This window comes from Pseudoalteromonas sp. US3C1013 (assembly GCF_048401115.1).
Taxonomy (GTDB): domain Bacteria; phylum Pseudomonadota; class Gammaproteobacteria; order Enterobacterales; family Alteromonadaceae; genus Pseudoalteromonas; species Pseudoalteromonas undina.
In genome coordinates this window covers 52,227-74,108 of the sequence record NZ_CP183075.1, presented here as the reverse complement: position 1 = coordinate 74,108, position 21,882 = coordinate 52,227, and the positions used below count along the sequence as shown (strand labels likewise).

The following is a 21,882-nucleotide window of genomic DNA, read 5'->3' as shown; positions in this document are numbered from 1 at the left end:
TCCTATTGTTTTTGGCTGATACCTACGCGATTGTCGCCTACACCATAAGCGACAATTAAGCTTAGCTCTTGCATGCTTAAGCCGCTTTGCTGCTGCAGTTCATTAAAGAATGCCTGCGCCGCATTTAGTGACTTTTTAGTTTGCAATCCACCATCTATAATTTTATGTGCACGCAAATAGCTTTCTACATCTCTTGAAAGTAAAAAAGTATCTTTCCCCAAGGCGCGCAGTGCATAAGGGCCGGTATTACCACCAAGCCTTGCACCATGCTTTTTTAAATATGCCCACAAGCCAATAATATCCTCACTTGGCCAGTTAGCAATAAACTGACTAAAGCTGCCGTGTTGCTCTGCAACTTCGTGGATCATATACGCATTATCAGTAATGGTTTTTACTTTTTTATAATTGCGCACAATCCGTTCGTCACTGGCTTTTTGTTCTAACATGTCTGGTGGCATCATCAATAATTTTTCAACACTGAAATCCCAGAAAACCTCTCTAAATCCGGCCCACTTACTGTTGATCACCGACCAATAAAAACCACTTTGAAAAACTTTCCGAGTAAATTCTTCTAGCCAATCATCATCACTTAATGTGACGAGTTGCTTTGTTGATAAAGGTTTTTCGAGTAACAATTTAAGCATTTTTTCAGAGCCCTTTCGCTCCACTGCACGCTTATAAATATCGCTAAATTTTTCCATCTGCTTAATACCTTACTTCGACCATGAAACTAGTTTACGAGAAAAGCAGCCAATACGTAACCGTTGCTATTATCGATGAACTATTCTGTATTTAGTCACTTGACACCTAGACGGCTAAAGTGGTTTAATCGCCACACTTACCCTATTACATTGTATTTGCTAATTGATTTTTCAATAGCAAATGCAAAGGGCTGGAAGAGGTGCGTTATTCAGGTAGCGTATGTTAGGAGCGCAAACTCCATTGAGCATACGTGAGGGGAATTAACGCCGAGAGGTAACACTTTTTTGTGAAAGATTACTTCGGGCGACTAGGTTGAATCCTAGCGACTGTCACCAATAACATATTTGGTGGAGAGCTTCTGGTCTTAGTATAATAAGGCCGTGCGCCCTATTATTTAAGCCCATTCGCTCTTCGAATTATAAATACATTCAAAGAGTCAGGCACCCTAAATACCCGCCAATAACTCGACGAATGCCCTATAAGTTCGTGAGAGATGATCAACAACTTCAATATTAACAATTTCCATTTATGGACTGCGCTGATCACCCCATTTGATCAAAATGGCCTAGTTGATTACGCAACCTTAGACACCTTGGTGGCCGAACAAGAAGCCGCTAACAACGGCATTTTATTACTTGGTAGCACTGGCGAAGGGTTAGCCCTGACCCTAAAAGAGCAGCAAGCCATCGTAGAGCATGTTTGCCAATTACAGCCGAGCGTCCCGCTTATGGTCGCAGTCGGTGGTAGTAACTTAAAGCAGCAGCTTGAATGGGTTAACTACTGCAACCAACTGCCTATTCATGGTTTTTTACTTGGCTCGCCTTTGTACGCCAAACCCGGTGCAGTGGGGCAAACGCATTGGTTTGAAAGCCTGCTCAATGCCAGTTCTCATCCTTGTATGCTTTATAACGTACCAGGACGTAGTGCGATTAGCATTCCCATTGCAACCATTGAAAACCTCAAACAACATAAAAATTTATGGGCACTCAAAGAAGCCAGTGGCTGTATTTCTCAATTTGAAGCCTATCGACAAGCAGCGCCTGAACTAGCCATTTTTAGTGGTGACGATGCCCTCATGCCTTATTTTGCCCAAGCAGGTGCAAAAGGTTTAGTGTCGGTTGCAGCCAATGCATGGCCAGTGCAAACCCATGAGTTTGTAAAGCGCAGTTTAAGCGGCCAACACCCTAATCTTTTTGTTCAGTGGTCTAGCGCTATCAATAGCTTATTTTCAGTAGCAAACCCTATTCCAGTCAAAGTGTTAATGCATTTACAAGGGCGTATTAGCAGTCCGCATTTACGTCCACCTTTAACACACCTTGAGCTGACACACACAGATGACATTTCATCGGCAAACAACACCATTTTATCTTGGCATTAAATACAGGTTTTTATAATGAGCTGGTTAGAACTATTAAATAATTTAGAAACGGGCGCAGTTCGCGCAGCAACACAAGACGAAAACGGCCAATGGCACGCTAACGTAGAAGTAAAGCAAGGCATTTTAGAGGCATTTAAAAACGGCACTAACATGGAGTTTCCTGGTGGCTTTGTAGATAAACATAATCTAGCGCCGCAATGCTTTGAAGCCACAGCAGGCGTTCGCATGGTGCCAGGTGGTTCAAGTGTGCGCCGTGGTGCACATGTTGCCAAAGGCACTATTATTATGCCACCTGCGTACGTAAATATTGGCGCCTTTATTGACGAGGGGACTATGGTAGATAGCCACGCATTGGTTGGCTCATGTGCGCAAGTGGGTAAAAATGTTCATTTGAGCGCCGCGGTACAATTAGGCGGGGTACTTGAGCCCATTGGCGCAAGCCCTGTGGTCATAGAAGACGATGCATTCATTGGTGCAGGCTGTGTGATTGTTGAAGGCGTGGTAGTTAAAAAAGGCGCGGTACTAGCCCCAGGTGTTCGCTTATCTGCAACCATCCCTGTTTATGACTGCGTTAATGAGCGTCAGCTTGATAAAGGCGAAGCAATCCCTGAATACGCGATTGTGATCCCAGGCTCTCGCCCTGCGTCAAACGACTGGGCCCGTGCTCAAGGCTTGAGTATGTCGTGTGCCTTAATTGTTAAATACCGTGACGAGCAAAGTGACGCGTCATTATTGCTTGAAGAGGTTTTACGTTAATGACCTTTTTGAGCACGCCCGTTAAAAGCGCTATTGATGAGCTAGCAAGCCAACTTGATACGCCCTTTTTTGTTTATGATCTTGATTCATTGAACACACATTTAACGCGTTTAGTAGCACAAACCGAGGTAAAACTTTGGTATGCGGTTAAAGCGAACCCGTTATCTAGCGTGATCCAACGCTTAGATAGCGCTGGTTTTAACTTTGATGTCGCCAGTAAAGGCGAGCTTGAGCAAGTACTTGCCCAAGGAATTAACAGCGAGCGCGTGCTCAACACGGGCCCTGCTAAAAGCCCAAAACAAATTAAACATTTTATTGCACGTGGCGTACGCACCTTTGTGGCAGAAAGTCTTAATCAGGTGCGTTGGTTAAACGAACAAGCCAATGCCCAGCAGTGCCAGTTGCAAGTATTACTGCGTGTTCAATTACGCTGGCCCGAGGGTGATAAAAACCCACTTGGTGGTGATAGTCTTACTCCATTTGGCTTAGGGTGCGATGAATGGCAATCGCTAAATACTAAAGACTACACAGAATTGAGCTTTAATGGCCTACATATTTTTCAGTGGGGTAACATGCTCAGCAGCGACAAACTTGCAGATCTGTGGTCGCAAATGATTACACCACTTACAGTCCTTGCTAATAACTTAAATATAAACCTGAATATTTTAGATTTAGGTGGCGGTTTAGGTATTCCTTATACCCTTAATGACCCGACTTTAAGCTGGGATGCATTAATAGCAGCCCTTGCAAAGATTAAACGCGATGCGGGTGTTAAAGAGCTGTGGATGGAACTAGGTCGCTATGCTGTAGGCGAATGCGGCCACTACGCCACACCGGTGGTTGAGCGCAAATTAAACTACGGCCAACAGCAGGTAATTATGAGCGGCGGTATTAATCACTTATTGCGCCCTGCGGTTACTAATCAAGACTTTCCTACGCGTTTATTACGAGATTCAAACGCAGCAAACCAAGCAATGAGCCTATACGGACCTTTATGTACAGCGCTAGACTGCTTAGGGGAGCACCAATTACCGAGCGATTTAAATGAACATGACTGGCTGGTGTTTAGTCAATGCGGTGCTTATGGTTTTACCGAAAGTATGCCGTACTTTTTGTGCCATGAACTGGCCGGTGAATATGTTATACACCATGGCGAAATCAACTGTATTCGCCAAGCAGAAGATGCAAGCCACTACTTGAGGTAATAAAAATGAATAACACCACAGCTATAAGCCAGGAAAATATTGTAGTTGGTGAAGTGGCAAATGGCCTACCACTGACCATTCCTGTCTATCGTTTAAAGGGCGATGGCACAGGCCCAAGTGTGTATATACAAGCTAATATGCATGGCGCCGAAGTGCAAGGTAACGCGGTTATTTATCAGCTACTTGAACAGCTAAAAAACCTTAATTTAAAAGGTGATATTACCTTAGTTCCCTACGCTAACCCCATTGGCTGTAATCAAAAATCGGGCGAATTTACGCTTGGCCGATTCGACCCTATTACGGGGACTAATTGGAATCGTATGTATCACTGTAATAATCAGCTTGCATCACAGTTTGCAAAGCAATACTACGACGCTGACGATACAGCTCTAAAAACAGCGTTTAAAACCGCGTTAATTAATGATGTTGAGCAGCAACTTAATGGCCCAGACTATCGTTTAACAACGGGTAAACGCATAGCGCTAAACTTACAAAGACTAGCGCATCAAGCTGATATTGTTTTAGATTTACACACTGGGCCTATTTCTAGTCAGCACTTATATTGTCCTGAATATGCCACAGAAAGTGCCCGTTACTTTAATATTCCCCATGTGCTAGTGATTCCTAATGACTTTGATGGGGCAATGGATGAAGCGAGCTTTTGTCCATGGTGGCAACTTAGCGAGCAACTTGCTCAGCAAGGCCGAAATTTTAACGTACAAGTTGAAGCCTTTACGGTAGAGCTGGGAAGCCAAGAAAAAATAGATTTAAGCGCGGCGTTTGATGATGCTCAAAGTATTTTAAGTTATTTAAATCATAAGCAAGTATTTGTTGATGCGCCCTACAAGCCAAAAGTGATGACAAGGTATGGCTGCCAACTAAATGATTATATTGCTTACTATGCGCCTATGGGTGGCATGGTTGAATACTTAGCCCCCCTTGGTGGGCACATTAAAGCGGGCGAACCTATAGCTAAAATACTACGAATGGAACGCTACCTAAGCGAACAACCACTGCAAACATTAAGCTTTGATCTTGATGCGATTGCGATATTGCATTTTGCCTCAGCTAGTGTGAACCAAGGCACTGAACTTTATAAGTTTTTTACAAACGTTTTTGAGCTCTAGCTCACCCCTTCTCATTGCGTGAGAGTCTAACTAGCGAGCTATTAGCTAGTTATCCAGTAAAAGCGACTTAGGTCGCTTTTCTTTTTGCTTTATTAAAGTTCAGGACAAGTTCACCGTATACGTGTTAAAAATGCGTTATAATCACCACAAATCTGTTACTTCCCTCACTTACAAAGGAATTATAATGAGTTGGCGCCACTGGATACTACTCTCAACATTACTAAGTACTGCTGTTATTGCTGAAGAAACAGCAAAAAACGAGCAAAACAATGAACTTGAGCTGGTTAAACAATGTATATTAAATGAAGTGATAGGTGGAGACGGTAAGCAAACCCTCGATCAATTGCGCGAAAAATGCTCTGCAGTTGAAGAAAGCAAGCAGCTAACAGCTATCGATAAACGCCAAGCCCGTGAAGCGGTTGGCAAAAAGAATCGTAATGTAATTACGCCGCATAAACGTAATTATATTTTACCGGTTTCTTATATGTCGAACCCAAACACTCGCCCGTTTGATGGATTTGCAGAATTAACCGATAAAAAAGATGGCGACCCTCTCGATAACCTAGAAGCTAAATATCAGTTATCAATTAAAGTACCTTTGTATGATGAGTTTGCCGACTCAGACCAAGCTATATTTTTTGGCTTTACACTGCAGTCATACTGGCAAGTATATAACGACGATATTTCATCTCCTTTTCGTGAGACTAATTACGAACCAGAAATTTTCTGGATTAATTACTTAGACCCTGAAAACGTTTTATGGGGCGATGAAATGGCAATAGCCATTGGTATTTCGCACCAATCTAATGGCCGAAGTCAGCCAAACTCGCGTTCTTGGAACCGTATTTATGCCGATTTCATTTGGGAAAATGACGGCTTTGTATTCAGCTTTAAGCCTTGGTACCGCATTCCTGAAAACAAAAAGCCTGCGCCGTTAGATGCACGAGGTGACGATAACCCTGATATCTATAAATACATGGGTTACTTTGAATTTGGTGGCGCGTATCGCTTTCACGATCATGAATTTAGTTTTATGACTCGTAATAATTTAAATTCAGATAACCGCGGGGCAATTCAGCTTGATTGGTCATTCCCTCTATGGGGAAGAGTACGCGGCTATGCGCAGTATTTTAATGGCTATGGTGAGAGTTTAATAGACTATAACGCCGATATTGAACGCTTTGGTGTCGGTATATTACTGACTGATTTACTGTAATAACCGCTAATAAAAAAAGCCAAGCAACTCGCTTGGCTTTTTCGTTTATTCTTATTACTTTTTAACCACAAACTGCCCTTCAAACTGAGCAACTACTTGATCACCATCAAAAATGGTTACTGGCACTAAATAGCTCGCCTTACCCGCCTCTTGTAACTCTATTAAGTTACCTTTACAGGTTTGAATATCAACACAGCCTTTAGGGTCGGTATTCAGTGGTTTTAAATATTTAATATTAGCATCGGCTAACACTATATTACCCTCAAGTCCGGCTTCTTTTAATGCTAAGTACGTTGCTCCCCAACCCGTTAGTGTAGCTAGGCTGTAAATAGAGCCTGCAAACATGGTGTTGTGTAAGTTTAAGTTAGCATTTAAATCTGCACGAGTAGTAAATTGCCAATCAGTGTAGCTTTCTACTTTTATCCCCATTGCATCACTAATAGGGATTGATTCACGCCATGTATTTTGCAGTACTTGAGTCCAATTAGGGTGACGAAACCAACCTGGCTCACTCGGCTTGAGCTTAACCATTTTATAATGTTGAACATCACCATAGGCTAAATGCGCTTTTTCTTTATTTTCGTAGCCATGGCGCTGATAAAATTCCAGAGCACGTTCGCGAGCAAACAGCACTAATTCATCAGCATCTTGATTCCACGCTATTTTTTCTAGCTCATGTAATAAGCGGCTACCAATATGTTGATTACGGTTACCCTCTGCAACCGCCATATAACGTACTTGAGCTTGTTGCTGATTATTAAAGTGCAAACGCGCCACACCCAATACTTCACCTGCTTTATTTTTAATAAAGCGGTGTTCAGCTTCTTGCTCTAAATCGTCTTGCTCAGAACCACGAGGTTCGCCCCATGGTGCACGTAAAACTTGCCAGCGTAATTGATAATAGGCTTGCCAGTCTTCACTACTTTGAGGGGTGCTCACTTGAAACATACAGACTCCATAAATTAAAAATGTAAAAATATTACGCTGTGCATTTTGTGAAAAACACCATACTCGATCTGGGTAAAACTGCAAATACGACTTTGGTTTCCTATAAATGACTGTAAAAAATTAATGACAAAATCGATTGCGCTTTACCCCTGCTGGTTTATGCTCAATACCATGAATAAATATATCCATGGTAGCAGTGGCCTGATAAGCAGGCACTTTATTGAGCATAGTTCATCGCTAGGCCAGTTACTTTATTGGCATAATCAACATGGCATAAATATACAAGTTCGAGAGCATCAACAGCTGCGCTGGCTACTTATTAACAACACCTTGCAATCAGTTATTTTAACCCGGAGTCCACAAGTATTACTGTTTCCTCACCTTGCCTATTTAGCAACGGTTTGGCAGCAACGACCAGCGCCTAAAAAAATACTTGAGCTCGGTTTAGGTGGTGGTGCTATACGTAACTTCTTATTAAAACAGTACCCTCAAGCGCAGCTAACTTCAGTAGAAAAAAACCCTCATATAATTGACTGTTATCAAGATTTTTTTGCTCTTAATGAACAGGGCCAAATTTACTGTGAAGACGCACAAACAGTTTTAAAGTCAGCGGTGAATATAGATTGGATTATTTTAGATTTATTTAGTGAACTAGACGCCCCTAGATTCTTATTTGATTTATGTTTTTATCAAACAATTTATGAGGCGCTTGCTCAGCGGGGCATCTTATTTATTAACTTTTTATCGCAACATACCTCCCAACTTACACAGCTACAACTTGTGCTTAAGCGCGTGTTTGGGGAAGCAGTTAGTATTAAAAAGATCACCGGATTTGTGAATCACATTGTGGTTGTTGAAAAAACACTTTAAGCGGTTAAGTTAAAGGTAACCGGACCGTCGTTACATAAACTAACCTGCATATCGGCTGCAAATACACCGGTCGCTACCTTTATACCGAGTAATTTAGCCTGCTCAACAAAGTAATTATATAATGCTTGCGCTTGGTCTGGTGTGGCTGCCGATGAAAAACTAGGACGCATGCCTTTTTTGGTATTAGCTGCAAGTGTAAATTGCGATATGACTAATAGTTCGCCTTGTATATCTTTAAGACTGAGGTTCATTTTATCATTTTCATCACTAAAAATTCGATAATTACTGACCTTGTGTAATAGTTTATCAGCAACACGCTCATCATCTTCTTTTTCAACACCAAGCAGTAATACAATACCTTGTTTTATTTCACCAACAATCTGTTTTTCTATTGCTACGTTGGCGTGTGTTACCCGTTGAATTAGTCCTTGCATTTATTCACCATCCTCTGCTCGTTGTTCTTTTTTATTGTAATGTTGCATGTTAATACACACAGTAAATTCAGCACCTAGTAGCACTACTACCCACGACAAGTATACCCATACAAACAAAATAGGAATGGTTGCTACCGCACCATAAATCACTTCGTATGATGGAAAATGGCTAATGTACAAAGCAAAGCCTTTTTTGGTTAACTCAAATAACATTGCAGCAAACAGTGCACCTGGAATAGCAGCCCTAAATGAAACTCGCGTATTCGGCACTAAGGTATACAGCATAATAAAACCTGCCATAGAAATAGCATAAGGGAGTAGTTTTAATAAAAAACCACTAAACCCAGGGATCCCCTGATCAGCGAACGACACTAACGACACAATATAAGAGGTGACACCAATACTCGCACCCAGTAGTACAGGTCCCAAGCTCAGTACCATCCAATACACAGCAAAGGATATCATCATTGGGCGTTTTTTCTTTACTCGCCAAATACGGTTTAGCGTGGCATCTACATTACGAATAAGTAGCAAGGCAATGGCTGCCAAAAAGCCAATACCTACCGCCGTCATTTGATTAGCATTACCAGCAAACGAGCTAATATGTTCTTTAATAACATCGGAAGAAGTCGGCACAAAGTTAGTAAATAAAAAACTTTCAATGGCTAAACGGGTCGATTCAAACCCTGGAAAAGCAGAGAAGATTGCCACACCCACCGCTATCAACGGAACCAACGACAACAAGGTAACGTATGCTAAATACCCTGCATTAATGGTTATTTGATCGTCTATACAGCGATTAAAATATTGCATCCACCAGCCTGGTTGCTGTTTTAGAAACACCTTAACTTGCTGTTTATAATGGGAGAGCTTATCATTCATACAATTAACTTTGTTGGTGGGCTTTTGATTATAATAACAATCAAGGCCATAATTTACAGCATTAACACTCGTAAATAGGAATTCAGATGAAAAAACAAACATTATTAGGGACAGCCATACTCTCGTTAATGCTGATGCTTTCAGGTTGTCAGTCGGCTTATTATTCGGCAATGGAAAAAGTAGGCGTACATAAACGTGACATTCTTATTGACCGCGTTGAAGAAACGAAAGACTCACAACAAGAGTCGCAAGAAGAATTTCAATCAGCACTCGAGCGCCTAACTACCTTAATTAATTTCGATGGCGGTGAGTTGCAAGATGCTTACAATCAACTTAATGACGATTACGAGTCGAGCTTAGCGGCGGCAAACGAAGTATCAAGTAACATAAATAAAGTAGAAGATGTAGCTGATGCGTTGTTTGATGAGTGGAGCGATGAGTTAGAGCAATACAAAAGCGCCTCACTTAAGCGTCAAAGCAGTAAAAAACTAGCTGCAACTCAGCGCCAGTTTAGCCAATTACTTAGCTCAATGCGCAGTGCTGAGAGCAAAATGGAGCCAGTATTATCGTCTTTACAAGATAACGTGCTTTACTTAAAACATAACTTAAACGCACAAGCGGTAGCCGCTATAAAAGGCGAGTTTACTAACTTAAAGCGTGATATTCAGTTACTCATGAATGACATGAATAAGTCGATTGAAGACTCAAATAAATTTATTGAGCAAATGAATACCACAGGCTAATTACTATAAACTCGTTTACTAAGCCTACTAAATTGTAGGCTTTTTTATTGTTACTTTTTGTTACCTTTAAGCTCTTCGATAATCCGCTGTTGTTGTTATACTTTTACAAAATAATAATAATTAGAACAGTAAAATGAAGTTCAAAGCCATTACCCTAATACTTGCATGCACAATGCTAAGCGCCTGCCAAACAGCTAACCATGTTGAAGTTATTGCAGGGGAGCAAACCATTACCCCGCTACATCAAAATGGCGAGCGAGAAGGACGGTTTCATAATCTCTACCCGGGTAAAAAAACTTACCCGACTACCTGTAAAAGCAACTGCTACCCAACTAGCCCTAAATTACAATGCGAAAAAGACAGCGAAAACTGCCAATTTATTGGTGAGCAACAGCCTATGAATTTAAATACAGGCTTTAGCTTACGCTGGCTGGGGCATGCTGGGTTTATGATCCGCACGCCTAACGGACAGCAAGTGTTACTTGATCCTGTAAAAGAGCAGTTTGACTCACCTGTAGATTTAGCATTTAGACTAGCCTCTGGGTTTTACCGACAGCCCGGCGATTGGCTCACAGATAGTGAACTGAAAAACTTAGACGCTGTGATGTACTCGCATATTCATTACGATCACTTTAATAAAGCAGATATAGAAGAGATCGGTAATAAACCCCGCTACTTAACACCACTAGGCATGGCCGACAACTTCCCTACAGGCGGGTTTAATATTAGTGAAATGGCGTGGTATGCAAAAACAAATATTGGCGATTTAGCTATCCATGCCTTGCCTGCTCATCACTTTAGCAGCCGTGTTTTAGTACCCTTTATTTATGAAGACAACGATAAAGACCTATGGAATGGCTGGCTACTTGAACAAAATGGCAGCACCTTATTTTTTGCAGGCGACACTGGCTACTCAAAACACTTCAGCGATATACAGAAAAAATATGGCGATATTGATGTGTGCTTAATGCCGATAGCGTCTTACTATAGCGAAGATAACCCTAAATGGTATCGTTACGTTCATACAACCCCAGAAGACGCTCTAACAGCAGCACAAGAGCTAAACTGTAAAATAATGATACCTTGGGGATACGGTAACTCATCATGGAAAATGGGCGATCGCACGAGTCATTCAGCTTTACTGCGTTTATTGTATATGCACAAAAAGATGGACTCGAAAATACCCCTGCATATTTTAAATGAAGGTGAGAGTATTAAACTTTAATCAGTCATTTACAAAATTAGTAATAACTTCTCTGCTGAACTATGTTTAATTAACTAAACAGTGAGGAGGTTTTATGTTTCTTGTACGACTTATTTACGCCAGCAAAATTAGTAGTGGTTTTGGGCCTAAAGATATAGAAAATATTTTACAAAGCGCTCGAACCTATAATGTAAAAACAAACGTCACCGGCATGTTATGTTTTAGTAATGATTACTTTTTACAATGCCTGGAAGGCTCTAGAACGGCTGTAAATAATACCTACCAACAAATATTAAACGATAAACGTCACCACAATGTAATTATGCTCAACTATACCCAAATTCCTGAAAGAGAGTTTGAAAAATGGTCAATGGGCTATGTACCGCAATCTAAGCTAACCGAATCACTGAATCTCAAGTTTTCAGGCTCCATTGATTTTAATCCTTTTAAAATGTCTGGAGAAAGTGCGCATTTATTAATGCTCGCATTAAAAGACAGCATAGCAGGCACAATCAGTTAGTATAAAAATAGACGACGAGATTGTTTTTGATTGCTATTTAAGCCAAGCTAAATCATCCTTAATTGATGAGATGATTAATGAAAAAAACACTACTCGCTTTTAGCTTACTTTTTACCCAGCCAATCATGGCTATTGACGTTAGTCATACACCAACAGCTATTACTATTGATGGGGTTTCTGAAAGTGCATGGGACAAAGCCACTTGGCATAATATGCCATACTTAATGGACGGCACCCTACCAGACTCAGACAAGGATTTTAAAGGTCGCTATCGTCTTTTGTGGGATGAAAACTACTTGTATTTACAAGCAGACATTAGTGATGATGTGCTTATTGATACTCACCCAGATCCAACGGATAAATACTGGGACGATGATGCCTTAGAAGTGTTTATAGATAGTGACGCATCTGGCGGTAATCACCAATTTAACCATACAGCATTTGCTTATCATATTGGCCTTGATAACCAAGCTGCCGATTATGGGCCTGATAAAAAAGCGCATTTATATACCGACCACTTAGTTAGTAACTGGAAACGCAATACCACTGCGCCCTATAACATCACGTGGGAAGTGGCGATAAAACTCTACCCAAACGATTTCCAACAAGGCGCACAAAACACTCCGCTTAAATTAACTGAAAAACAAGTTATTGGCTTTATGCTCGCATATTGCGATAACGACGGCAGTAAAGTTCGTGAGCACTTCATGGGTTCACATGAAGTACAGCCTGTTAACGGCAGTCGCAACCTTGGCTATATAGATGCTGATGTGTTTGGAAAAATCACTTTACTACCGAAAAAGTGATGAAGTTAGCGAACTGGCCTTTTTGTTGGGTTGAGCGCAACGAAACCAAAAAAAATAGGGGTTTTACATTATCAGTTGTTTTAGCTCTTACTCTTTTACTTCTCATTCTCTTCTCTTTGTATAAATATTTTTAAGTGAATTTTTTACAAAGAGGGTAAGAGGCGCTGCGCTTTTAGAGCTCAATACTGATAACTAAAAACTGAAAGCTTCTCTTACTTTAAAAACAAAAAAGCCGCTGTATTTTGCAATACAGCGGCTTTTAAAGTCATTATTCTAAATTTATAGATTATGACTTAGGAGCACGACCCGCACGTTTACGCTCATTTTCAGTTAAATGACGCTTACGAATACGAATGTTCTCAGGTGTTACTTCTACTAACTCATCATCAGCAATAAACTCAAGCGCTTGCTCAAGTGAATAGTTAAGTGCTGGTGTTAGTGTTTGTGCTTCATCTGTACCAGATGCACGAACGTTTGTAAGTTGCTTACCTTTAAGTGCGTTAACTGTAAGGTCGTTATCACGGCTATGAATACCAATAACCATACCTTCATAAACTTCAACACCGTGACCGATAAATAAACGGCCGCGCTCTTGTAAGTTAAATAATGCGTTAGTAAGTGCTTTACCTGTTGCGTTTGCAATCATTACACCATTCTTACGAACACCTAGCTCGCCACCTTTGTGCGGACCGTAGTGATCGAATGTATGGTAAAGTAAACCAGAACCCGACGTTAATGTCATGAACTCAGTTTGGAAACCGATTAAGCCACGGCTTGGGATCATGAAGTCCATACGCATACGGCCTTTACCATCTGGTGCCATGTCAGTTAGCTCACCTTTACGAAGACCAATTTGCTCCATGATAGAACCTTGATGCTCTTCTTCACAGTCAATTGTTAGTGTTTCATACGGTTCTTCTAACACACCATCAACAGTACGTAAGATTACTTCTGGACGAGATACAGCAAGCTCGTAACCTTCACGACGCATGTTCTCGATTAAGATACCTAGGTGTAATTCACCACGACCCGATACACGGAAGCTATCTGGGTTATCTGTATCTGCAACACGAAGTGCTACGTTGTGTACTAATTCTTTGTCTAAACGCTCACGAATATTACGTGATGTTACAAACTTACCTTCTTTACCACAGAAAGGAGAGTTGTTTACAGAGAACGTCATTGTTACTGTTGGCTCATCAACACTTAGTGGTGGCAATGCTTCAACGTTGTTTGGACAACAAAGCGTATCTGAAATCTTAAGCTCGCCTAAACCTGTTACTGTTACGATGTTACCAGCGTAAGCTTTATCAGTTTCAATACGTTCAAGGCCTAAGTAGCTTTGTACTGAACCAATCTTACCGTTACGAGTTGTGCCGTCTGCACTGATAACCGTAACTTGTTGGTTAGGTGCAACAGAACCACGTTTAATACGACCAATACCAATTACACCCTTATAAGAGTTGTAATCAAGCTGTGAAATCTGCATTTGGAAGTCACCTTCAGGATCTGCATCCGGTGGTGATACTTCGTCAACGATCATCTTGAACATAGGTTCCATGTTATCTGATGCTTCGTCTAAATCTAATGTAGCCCAACCATTGATTGCTGATGCGTAGATTACTTTAAAATCTAACTGCTCATCAGTTGCGCCTAGGTTGTCGAATAAATCAAAGATTTGATCCATAACCCAATCAGGGCGAGCACCTGGCTTATCAATTTTATTGATAACAACGATTGGCTTTAAGCCTTGCGCGAATGCCTTTTGCGTTACGAAACGCGTTTGTGGCATTGGGCCTTCTTGAGCGTCAACAAGTAGTAGTACTGAGTCAGCCATCGAAAGTACGCGTTCAACTTCACCACCGAAGTCGGCGTGTCCAGGAGTATCTACGATATTGATATGGTAATCATTCCAAGATATAGCGGTGTTTTTCGCTAAAATGGTAATACCACGTTCTTTTTCAATGTCGTTTGAATCCATCACGCGCTCTTCATTACCGCCGCGTGTTTCTAATGTACCTGATTGCTCAAGTAGTTTATCAACCAGTGTTGTTTTACCGTGGTCAACGTGGGCGATAATTGCTATATTTCTTAACTTTTCGATACTCATATGTTCACTCAGAGAAATTGATCTCATTGATCCTGCAGGGGGCTATACGTACTCACCTGCGCTTTCACGAGATGTCCCAGCATAGGATTTAAAAGGGCGCATATTATCCCCTATAAATGGAATGGATGAAAGTTTATCCAAAATAAAATTTCAAACTTTCGCAATAAAATAATTAACCCTTTGTTTTAAAATAATTAATTTTGATGATTAATTTTTATAAATTTATCTCAAAAGGTGGGTTTGAGTTAATTTAAAGCGACTTTACTGCGTATTTTGCATTTTCTTTGTGTTAGTCTAAGGTGATTAATTTGCAAGCAATTATGACTCTGTAAATGTTGCACCTTTTTGGAATTATTACGCACCAAAATAGTGCTTAATCTATATCACCTTTATGTTGTTTATATATTTTTACATAAAAAACAATAGATTATAATAGTGGCATAAAATCAGCTTGTTAGTATTTAAAGTATCTAAGCAGCAATAATAAAACCCAATAGTTGGAGGACACATGTCACAATCGGTTTTAGATTTTATTAAAGAAAATGACGTTAAGTTCATTGATTTACGCTTTACTGACACAAAAGGTAAAGAGCAACATGTTTCTATTCCTCATCATCAAGTTGATGAAGACTTTTTTGAAGATGGAAAAATGTTCGACGGTTCTTCAATTGCTGGCTGGAAAGGCATTAATGAATCAGACATGGTGTTATTACCTGACGCAGATTCAATTAAGCTTGACCCTTTCACAGAAGAAACAACGCTAATCGTTCGTTGTGACGTGGTTGAGCCTTCTACATTACAAGGTTATGAGCGCGACCCGCGCTCAGTAGCTAAACGCGCTGAAGAGTACATGCGCTCTACTGGTATTGCTGACACAGTTTTATTTGGTCCTGAGCCAGAGTTTTTCGTATTTGACGATGTTAAATACAAGTCTGACATGTCAGGCTCAATGTATAAAATTGATTCTAAGCAAGCAGCTTGGAACTCAGATAAAGAATATGCAGATGGCAATACAGGCCACCGTCCAGGTGTTAAAGGCGGTTACTTCCCGGTTGCACCTGTTGATGATTTCCAAGATTGGCGTTCTGCAACTTGTTTAGTTCTTGAAGAGCTAGGCCAAGTTGTTGAAGCACATCACCACGAAGTGGCGACTGCCGGTCAGAATGAAATCGCAACTCGTTTTAACACTATGGTTTTAAAAGCAGACGAAATCCAAGAAATGAAATATGTTATTCACAACATGGCTCATTTATACGGAAAGACAGCAACCTTTATGCCTAAGCCTGTTGTTGGCGATAACGGTTCAGGTATGCACTGTCACCAGTCTTTAGCTAAAGACGGCGTAAACTTATTCGCAGGTGATAAGTACGGCGGTCTTTCTGAAGACGCGCTTTACTACATTGGTGGTATCATCAAACATGCTAAAGCAATCAACGCTTTTGCTAACGCGTCAACTAACTCGTACAAACGTTTAGTACCTGGCTTTGAAGCACCGGTAATGCTTGCATACTCTGCCCGTAACCGTTCAGCATCAATTCGTATTCCAGTGGTTCCATCTGCAAAAGGTCGTCGTATTGAAGTGCGCTTCCCAGATCCAACTGCTAACCCATATCTTGCATTCTCAGCAATGCTTATGGCTGGCCTTGACGGAATTAAAAACAAAATTCACCCTGGCGATGCTATGGATAAGGATTTATACGACTTACCAGCTGAAGAAGCAGCAGAAATTCCAACAGTGGCAGCCTCATTAGATGAAGCACTAGCGGCATTAGATGCAGACCGTGAGTTCTTAAACCAAGGTGGCGTATTCACTAATGACCTAATTGATGCTTACATTGCACTTAAGTCAAAAGAAGTTGAAAAACTTAACATGACAACTCACCCAGTTGAGTTTGAAATGTACTACAGCTGTTAATTTATTAACCGATAAATAATGTGTGTTTTAAGCCCGCTCTGCGGGCTTTTTTTATGGTAAATTTAACGGTTCTACACTAAAGTGAAATAAGTTTAAACAATGCAGGTTAGCAGGATGATAGGTAAGGTTTTGTTGCTATTAATAGCTTTAATGATAAGCCTTAATAGCCATGCAAATAATAAAAAAATTTACGCATGGAAAGACAAAAACGGTGTACTGGTTTTTTCAGATACCCCTCAACCTGGTGCTAAAGAGGTTAAACTCACTAGCCAACACTTAAACATGCCTGCAACTAATACTGACATACTTGATACTTCACCAACTAAAACAGCGGTAAAGTTTAAAATTAGTATTACTTCGCCAGAGCCCAACCAAACTATAAGAGAAAACACCGGCTCTGTGTATGTTTCAACTCAGATTGCGCCTCGGTTTGAAGCTGGATTTACCATTGGTTTATTTTTAAATGGCGTTGCCATTGGTGAACCTAGTGACACCACTACGCTGGCGTTAAGAGATGTAGAGCGCGGGCAACACACACTACAAGTTAAACTTTATAATAAACAAAACCAAGTAATTGCAACTAGCCCTGAGAGTGTATTTTTTATGCATCGCAAAGGCCTTAATATAGGTCGGTAATTGCAGTTAAGTACGTACAATTAGCGTATATTTTACTAAAAACCTTGCCTACCTCCCCAGGCGCACTAAAATGGTGCAATAATGATAAACAAAACACATTTTAGCCCAGAGCTACTAAATATAATTTGGCAAAACCAAACCACCGCCCTAATGTTACTTGATGAAAGCTTTACGCTCATTTATGCCAACACCAGTGCCAGTGAATTACTTGGTTTAGGCGAAAAGCGCTTACTAGGACAAGCGTTCGATGATTTATTTAATTACCACTCTATCGACTTAAAACGTATTGCACAGTATTCATTGGTTGATGGTGTAGACTGCCACCAGCATAGAGCTGACGTGGTGTTTATCGATTCTCGCCATGCAAAATTAGCGGTCAGCACGCGACGAATAAAGCATAACAACACCTTTTATATTTTATTTGAATGTCGACAAACTGATGACGAAATAAAGCACGATCAAGTTTCAAACCAAATGCATCAATACCAAGCTGCACGCAACTTAATTCGCGGTTTAGCCCATGAAATTAAAAACCCACTGGGTGGAATTCGCGGGGCGGCGCAATTATTGCAGTATGAAGGTGATCAGCAAGAAAGAGATCAATGTGCAGAACTGATAATTGAACAAGCCGATCGATTGCGTGAATTAGTTGATAGACTCCTTGGGCCTAATCAGCTGCCGCAAAAATCGTATGGCAATATACATCAAACATTAGAGTCGGTTGTAAAACTCAGTACCTTAGATAACAACCGCGATATTCGGTTAGTTAAAGACTACGATCCGAGTATTCCTGATGTTTATATTGATCAGAGCAAAGTTCAACAGGTAGTGCTAAACATTGTGCGTAATGCACAACAAGCATTGGTAGATGGTGGCGAAATAAAAATAAAAACGCGGATTAATTACCAGCATCGTCGTCCTGGCAAAGCCCCTAAAAAGGCACTCCTTATTCAAGTAATGGATAATGGCCCGGGTATTGATGCCAATTTACGCGACACCTTATTTTACCCTATGACCACCAATAAAGAAGGTGGCTCGGGACTTGGATTATCTATAGCGCAAACCTTGATTGATCAACATGATGGCTATATCGAATGTGATAGTTGGCCGGGACATACTGAATTTAATATTTATCTGCCGTTTACAGATTAATACTTTGGAGTTTGCATGAAAACAGCTTGGCTTGTAGATGATGATGCCTCAATTCGCTTTGTACTAGAAAAAGCACTGACTCGCGCAGGGTTTGAAGTAGAAAGTTTTGCAGATGCACAAAACGTACTTAACGCGCTAAAATTTAGTCAACCTAGCGTGTTGATTTCCGATGTGCGAATGCCTGGTATGGACGGTATGGCGTTACTTGAGCTCATAGCAGAGCAAACGCCAGGACTACCTGTGATCATTATGACCGCCCACTCAGACCTTGATTCAGCCGTTAATGCATTCCAAAAAGGCGCATTTGAGTATTTGGCCAAGCCGTTTGATTTAAATGAAGCGGTTGCACTGGTGGAAAGTGCGTATCGAGCTAATTCAACTAAAAAAACCAAACGTAAAAGCGCGCCCCCCAAAAGTGCCCATATTATTGGTGAAGCCCCGGCTATGCAGGAAGTGTTTCGTGCTATAGGTAAGCTGTCAGCATCAAGTATGAGCGTACTCATCAACGGTGAGTCAGGAACAGGTAAAGAGTTGGTTGCCAGCGCTTTGCATAACCACAGCCCGCGTAAAGAAAACCAATTTATAGCCCTTAATATGGCCGCCATCCCTAAAGAATTAGTTGAATCTGAACTGTTTGGCCACGAAAAAGGCGCTTTTACCGGGGCTGATAGCGTGCGTAAAGGCCGCTTTGAACAAGCTAATGGCGGTACCTTATTTTTGGATGAAATCGGTGATATGCCACTGGATGTACAAACCCGCTTATTGCGTGTATTGGCCGATGGCGAATTTTATCGCGTGGGGGGTCATCAAAGTATAAAAGTAGATGTACGCATTATTGCTGCTACCCATCAAAATTTAGAAGAGCTGGTAAAACAAGGTAAGTTTAGAGATGATTTATTTCATCGTTTAAACGTGGTTCGCCTGCGTTTACCTGCTTTACGCGAGCGTCCCGAAGATATAGAGCGCTTAGCGCTACACTTTTTACATAAAAGTGCAAAAGACCTGCAAGTAGATAGCAAAGTATTAAGCCCTAAAGCGATTAAGCAATTGTGTTTATTTAATTGGCCTGGGAATGTTCGCCAACTTGAAAACACCTGCCGCTGGTTAACCGTTATGGCGCCAGGAGAGCTGATTGGCGAGCAAGATTTACCTCCTGAAATTATTGATAATGCCGCCGCAACCCAAGAAGGGGATTGGCTAGATTCATTTCAGCAGTGGCTTAATCAAGAATTTAAACAAGGTAAAGAAAATATTTGGCCGGATATTCAAGCCCAGCTAGAAACCCGCTTAATCAAAACAGCCCTCGCTAATTGTTCTGGCCATAAGCAAGAAGCTGCCGTAAAAATTGGTTGGGGTCGCAATACGTTGACCCGAAAATTAAAAGAGCGCAATATTAGCTGATTGTTAGAAGCATAGAGAAAGCATGAAGTTAATTGAAAACATCCCTTTGTTTAAGCAAATGGAAATTATAAATCGCTTAGATTTTTTTAAAGAATTCACACTCAATGAGCGCCAGATTTTGCTTGAGTCGTTTGGTTTACTTTATTTAATAAATAAAAATCAGTTTTTATTTAAAGAGTTTGATAACGACAAGCGACTGTTTATTGTGCTTAGTGGATCTTTAATGGTGTTTAAACACAATCACCTACTGGAACTGGGCAGTATAGAACCTGGCGAATTTATTGGTGAAGGTGCATTTATTAATAACCGAGAGCGCAGTATTAATGCACGCGCCAAAGAAAGCGCCATAGTACTGGCTATAACTGCAGATGCTCTCACCCGCCTACCTAATGTCATACGCGAAAAAATTAAAGACCGTATTATTGAAGGTATGAGCCTGCGCATTGCAAAACTCTCGGAGCATATAGAAGAGCACGGTTAACAGTTAACTTAATCCATATAAACAACCTGCATTGAGCAATTAAGCCAGCCTGGCTTATTTACATGAGCTGTTATGGTATATGTGTCTGATGGTTTTTCGCCAAAAGGAGTCTTAACCAATGGCTGTGAATGAGTGTAGGTTTGTGAATAATTGCTGTAGTAAATAACTAAATAGCCGTATAAATATTCCCATTTCAATGTGACTTTTGCGCCGCTGATTAATGTGAACTCAGCATGCTGATCAGTAAAGGTTACGACTAGGTCATTAAACTCATCTTTTTCGCACTGGGTTGTTCGCAACCGAGAAGGCATGGTAAAAGCGTCGTCTGCATTAGTATTTTTTAGGTAAAAACCGATATTACCATCACCATAAAAGTGATTTGCGCGTGTGGTGTAGCTAATTTCGGGTTGATAACTTAGGGTCTGTTAACCTTTCAAGGTTAAATTTGCAGCAGACTGTTTGGTATTTAGGCAAGGCAGAGCCTATGTAGTGTGGTTATTCCCCATAAGTAGGCGATAACGCCGCATTAATACCAAACAGGCGCTGCCCTTCGGGTTCTTCCTAGGGGCAATTTACTCTTTGTTCCTCGGTTTTGACTTAGCCCACTAGGTTACAAACCTCGCGCCGCGATTAAATCGCCCCTAGTTTGAACAAATTTTAATCCGCAAAGATCAACAGACCCTAACCCCTGCATAATAGTAGCTAACTGCTCTGTTTCTTGGCGTAAAATTCTATCATTTGATAATAGTAAAGTAGCTACGCCAAATTCCCGAGGGATGTCGTGTTCAACATATTCGTAAGGTAGGGATTGTGTTTTGAGTGCGGCCTCTAACTGCTGCGCTGTGAGTCCGATAAACCTTTACTAAATATATACACTGTAGGCTGTTGGCATGCACTCAACAATAGCATGAGTGCACACGCTAAAATTCCATTTTTCATTATCACCCCCGTTGATTACAAGTGTAGTCTAAAGGAGTGATTTAAAATCGCAACTTAATTTATTTGGCTGTTTAACCTGAAGTCTGGTTATTTAGCCATGCATCGACACTTTGACGTTTGTACAGCACTTCATTAAATAACCGATGACGCTCAAATACTAGCTCACTTTGTTTGGTTTTAAGCCCGCTAGTTAGCTGGCTATGGGTATCGTTAAACTTAGAGATAACTGAAAAGCCACGTTCAGTGTCTTCTTTTACCTGTTGTGCTAGATGCGCTCTTACATCATCAGCGGTTAACAGATCTGAATGCTCTAAGCCCATTAGCTCTTTTTTCATCGCTAATCTTATGCCCATGTTTTACTCCATTATTTATATTCAATCTCTTATACGGCCGATATTGGCAATTAGCGCGCCAATGTGTAATTTTTTTCGCGTGAAGCTTAACCCTAAATTACTTC

General features: G+C 40.8%; 21 protein-coding genes, 1 pseudogene and 1 riboswitch. Of the genes and pseudogenes, 15 read left to right on the top strand and 7 right to left on the bottom strand.

Annotated features, from left to right (window positions below):
* Positions 1-2: 2 nt before the first annotated feature.
* A complete protein-coding gene (locus ACNSN2_RS00365) occupies positions 3-701 on the bottom strand; it encodes a DNA-3-methyladenine glycosylase I (protein ID WP_138595590.1) in 699 nt (232 codons plus the stop codon).
* Positions 702-888: 187 nt separating this feature from the next.
* A riboswitch (Lysine riboswitch) is annotated at positions 889-1,068 on the top strand.
* Between the two features lie 127 nt (positions 1,069-1,195).
* Between ACNSN2_RS00365 and dapA the strand changes: the two genes are divergently transcribed.
* From dapA to ACNSN2_RS00340, 5 genes are all read left to right on the top strand, one after another.
* A complete protein-coding gene (gene dapA / locus ACNSN2_RS00360) occupies positions 1,196-2,080 on the top strand; it encodes a 4-hydroxy-tetrahydrodipicolinate synthase (RefSeq protein ID WP_418608092.1) in 885 nt (294 codons plus the stop codon).
* Between the two features lie 15 nt (positions 2,081-2,095).
* Complete coding sequence (locus tag ACNSN2_RS00355; RefSeq protein ID WP_109875684.1) at positions 2,096-2,836, top strand: 2,3,4,5-tetrahydropyridine-2,6-dicarboxylate N-succinyltransferase; 741 nt, start codon at positions 2,096-2,098, stop codon at positions 2,834-2,836.
* The gene (locus ACNSN2_RS00350; RefSeq protein WP_418608090.1) at positions 2,836-4,041 is read left to right on the top strand and encodes a PLP-dependent decarboxylase; all 1,206 of its coding nucleotides are present in this window, start codon (positions 2,836-2,838) and stop codon (positions 4,039-4,041) included. The genes ACNSN2_RS00355 and ACNSN2_RS00350 overlap by 1 nt, the downstream gene beginning before the upstream one ends.
* A 5-nt stretch (positions 4,042-4,046) precedes the next feature.
* A complete protein-coding gene (locus tag ACNSN2_RS00345) occupies positions 4,047-5,168 on the top strand; it encodes a succinylglutamate desuccinylase/aspartoacylase family protein (RefSeq protein WP_054202777.1) in 1,122 nt (373 codons plus the stop codon).
* 184 nt (positions 5,169-5,352) lie between these two features.
* The gene (locus ACNSN2_RS00340; RefSeq protein WP_418608087.1) at positions 5,353-6,384 is read left to right on the top strand and encodes a phospholipase A; all 1,032 of its coding nucleotides are present in this window, start codon (positions 5,353-5,355) and stop codon (positions 6,382-6,384) included.
* Between the two features lie 54 nt (positions 6,385-6,438).
* On the opposite strand, the gene ACNSN2_RS00335 is transcribed toward ACNSN2_RS00340, so the two are convergent.
* The gene (locus ACNSN2_RS00335; RefSeq protein ID WP_010392028.1) at positions 6,439-7,332 is read right to left on the bottom strand and encodes a bifunctional GNAT family N-acetyltransferase/hotdog fold thioesterase; all 894 of its coding nucleotides are present in this window, start codon (positions 7,330-7,332) and stop codon (positions 6,439-6,441) included.
* Between the two features lie 123 nt (positions 7,333-7,455).
* Here ACNSN2_RS00335 and ACNSN2_RS00330 point away from each other — a divergent pair, with 123 nt between their 5' ends.
* Positions 7,456-8,202, top strand: coding sequence for a spermidine synthase (locus ACNSN2_RS00330; protein ID WP_418608085.1), 747 nt, complete (start codon positions 7,456-7,458; stop codon positions 8,200-8,202).
* Here the strand turns inward: ACNSN2_RS00330 and dtd are convergent.
* Together dtd and ACNSN2_RS00320 are read right to left on the bottom strand one after the other, a co-directional pair.
* Complete coding sequence (gene dtd, locus ACNSN2_RS00325) at positions 8,199-8,636, bottom strand: D-aminoacyl-tRNA deacylase (RefSeq protein ID WP_010392023.1); 438 nt, start codon at positions 8,634-8,636, stop codon at positions 8,199-8,201. The two genes, ACNSN2_RS00330 and dtd, sit on opposite strands and share 4 nt — an antisense overlap.
* Positions 8,637-9,518: a virulence factor BrkB family protein gene (locus ACNSN2_RS00320; RefSeq protein ID WP_418608083.1), complete on the bottom strand. Its 882-nt coding sequence runs from the start codon at positions 9,516-9,518 to the stop codon at positions 8,637-8,639. It lies immediately after the preceding gene.
* An 86-nt stretch (positions 9,519-9,604) separates the two neighbouring features.
* Here ACNSN2_RS00320 and ACNSN2_RS00315 point away from each other — a divergent pair, with 86 nt between their 5' ends.
* From ACNSN2_RS00315 to ACNSN2_RS00300, 4 genes are all read left to right on the top strand, one after another.
* Entirely contained in the window at positions 9,605-10,261 is a 657-nt protein-coding gene (locus tag ACNSN2_RS00315) for a DUF2959 domain-containing protein (protein WP_076922684.1), read from the top strand.
* 133 nt (positions 10,262-10,394) lie between these two features.
* On the top strand, positions 10,395-11,486 hold the full coding sequence (locus ACNSN2_RS00310) for an MBL fold metallo-hydrolase (RefSeq protein WP_054202781.1): 1,092 nt from the start codon (positions 10,395-10,397) through the stop codon (positions 11,484-11,486).
* A 73-nt stretch (positions 11,487-11,559) separates the two neighbouring features.
* The gene (locus ACNSN2_RS00305; RefSeq protein ID WP_010392015.1) at positions 11,560-11,985 is read left to right on the top strand and encodes a BLUF domain-containing protein; all 426 of its coding nucleotides are present in this window, start codon (positions 11,560-11,562) and stop codon (positions 11,983-11,985) included.
* Between the two features lie 77 nt (positions 11,986-12,062).
* On the top strand, positions 12,063-12,791 hold the full coding sequence (locus tag ACNSN2_RS00300; RefSeq protein ID WP_054202782.1) for a CBM9 family sugar-binding protein: 729 nt from the start codon (positions 12,063-12,065) through the stop codon (positions 12,789-12,791).
* A 286-nt stretch (positions 12,792-13,077) separates the two neighbouring features.
* Here the strand turns inward: ACNSN2_RS00300 and typA are convergent, their stop codons facing one another.
* Positions 13,078-14,901 carry a translational GTPase TypA gene (typA, locus tag ACNSN2_RS00295; RefSeq protein ID WP_010392008.1) on the bottom strand — a complete coding sequence of 608 codons (1,824 nt, stop codon included), beginning with the start codon at positions 14,899-14,901 and terminating at the stop codon, positions 13,078-13,080.
* Positions 14,902-15,409: 508 nt separating this feature from the next.
* On the opposite strand from typA, the gene glnA reads away from it, so the two are divergent.
* The 5 genes from glnA to ACNSN2_RS00270 all read left to right on the top strand — a co-directional run bounded on the left by glnA (position 15,410) and on the right by ACNSN2_RS00270 (position 20,486).
* Positions 15,410-16,816, top strand: coding sequence for a glutamate--ammonia ligase (gene glnA / locus ACNSN2_RS00290; protein ID WP_010392004.1), 1,407 nt, complete (start codon positions 15,410-15,412; stop codon positions 16,814-16,816).
* Positions 16,817-16,930: 114 nt separating this feature from the next.
* Positions 16,931-17,452, top strand: a complete 522-nt coding sequence (locus ACNSN2_RS00285; RefSeq protein ID WP_138595574.1) for a DUF4124 domain-containing protein — start codon at positions 16,931-16,933, stop codon at positions 17,450-17,452.
* A gap of 81 nt (positions 17,453-17,533) precedes the next feature.
* Positions 17,534-18,604 carry a nitrogen regulation protein NR(II) gene (glnL, locus tag ACNSN2_RS00280; RefSeq protein ID WP_418608080.1) on the top strand — a complete coding sequence of 357 codons (1,071 nt, stop codon included), beginning with the start codon at positions 17,534-17,536 and terminating at the stop codon, positions 18,602-18,604.
* A 15-nt stretch (positions 18,605-18,619) separates the two neighbouring features.
* Positions 18,620-20,005, top strand: a complete 1,386-nt coding sequence (gene ntrC, locus ACNSN2_RS00275; RefSeq protein ID WP_010391999.1) for a nitrogen regulation protein NR(I) — start codon at positions 18,620-18,622, stop codon at positions 20,003-20,005.
* Positions 20,006-20,027: 22 nt separating this feature from the next.
* Positions 20,028-20,486, top strand: a complete 459-nt coding sequence (locus ACNSN2_RS00270; RefSeq protein WP_008108381.1) for a Crp/Fnr family transcriptional regulator — start codon at positions 20,028-20,030, stop codon at positions 20,484-20,486.
* 8 nt (positions 20,487-20,494) lie between these two features.
* On the opposite strand, the pseudogene ACNSN2_RS00265 reads toward ACNSN2_RS00270, so the two are convergent.
* Positions 20,495-20,911 (bottom strand): annotated as a pseudogene (locus tag ACNSN2_RS00265) (hypothetical protein); the annotation flags it as partial.
* A 585-nt stretch (positions 20,912-21,496) separates the two neighbouring features.
* Positions 21,497-21,778, bottom strand: coding sequence for a hypothetical protein (locus tag ACNSN2_RS00260; protein WP_008108379.1), 282 nt, complete (start codon positions 21,776-21,778; stop codon positions 21,497-21,499).
* Positions 21,779-21,882: the final 104 nt, after the last annotated feature.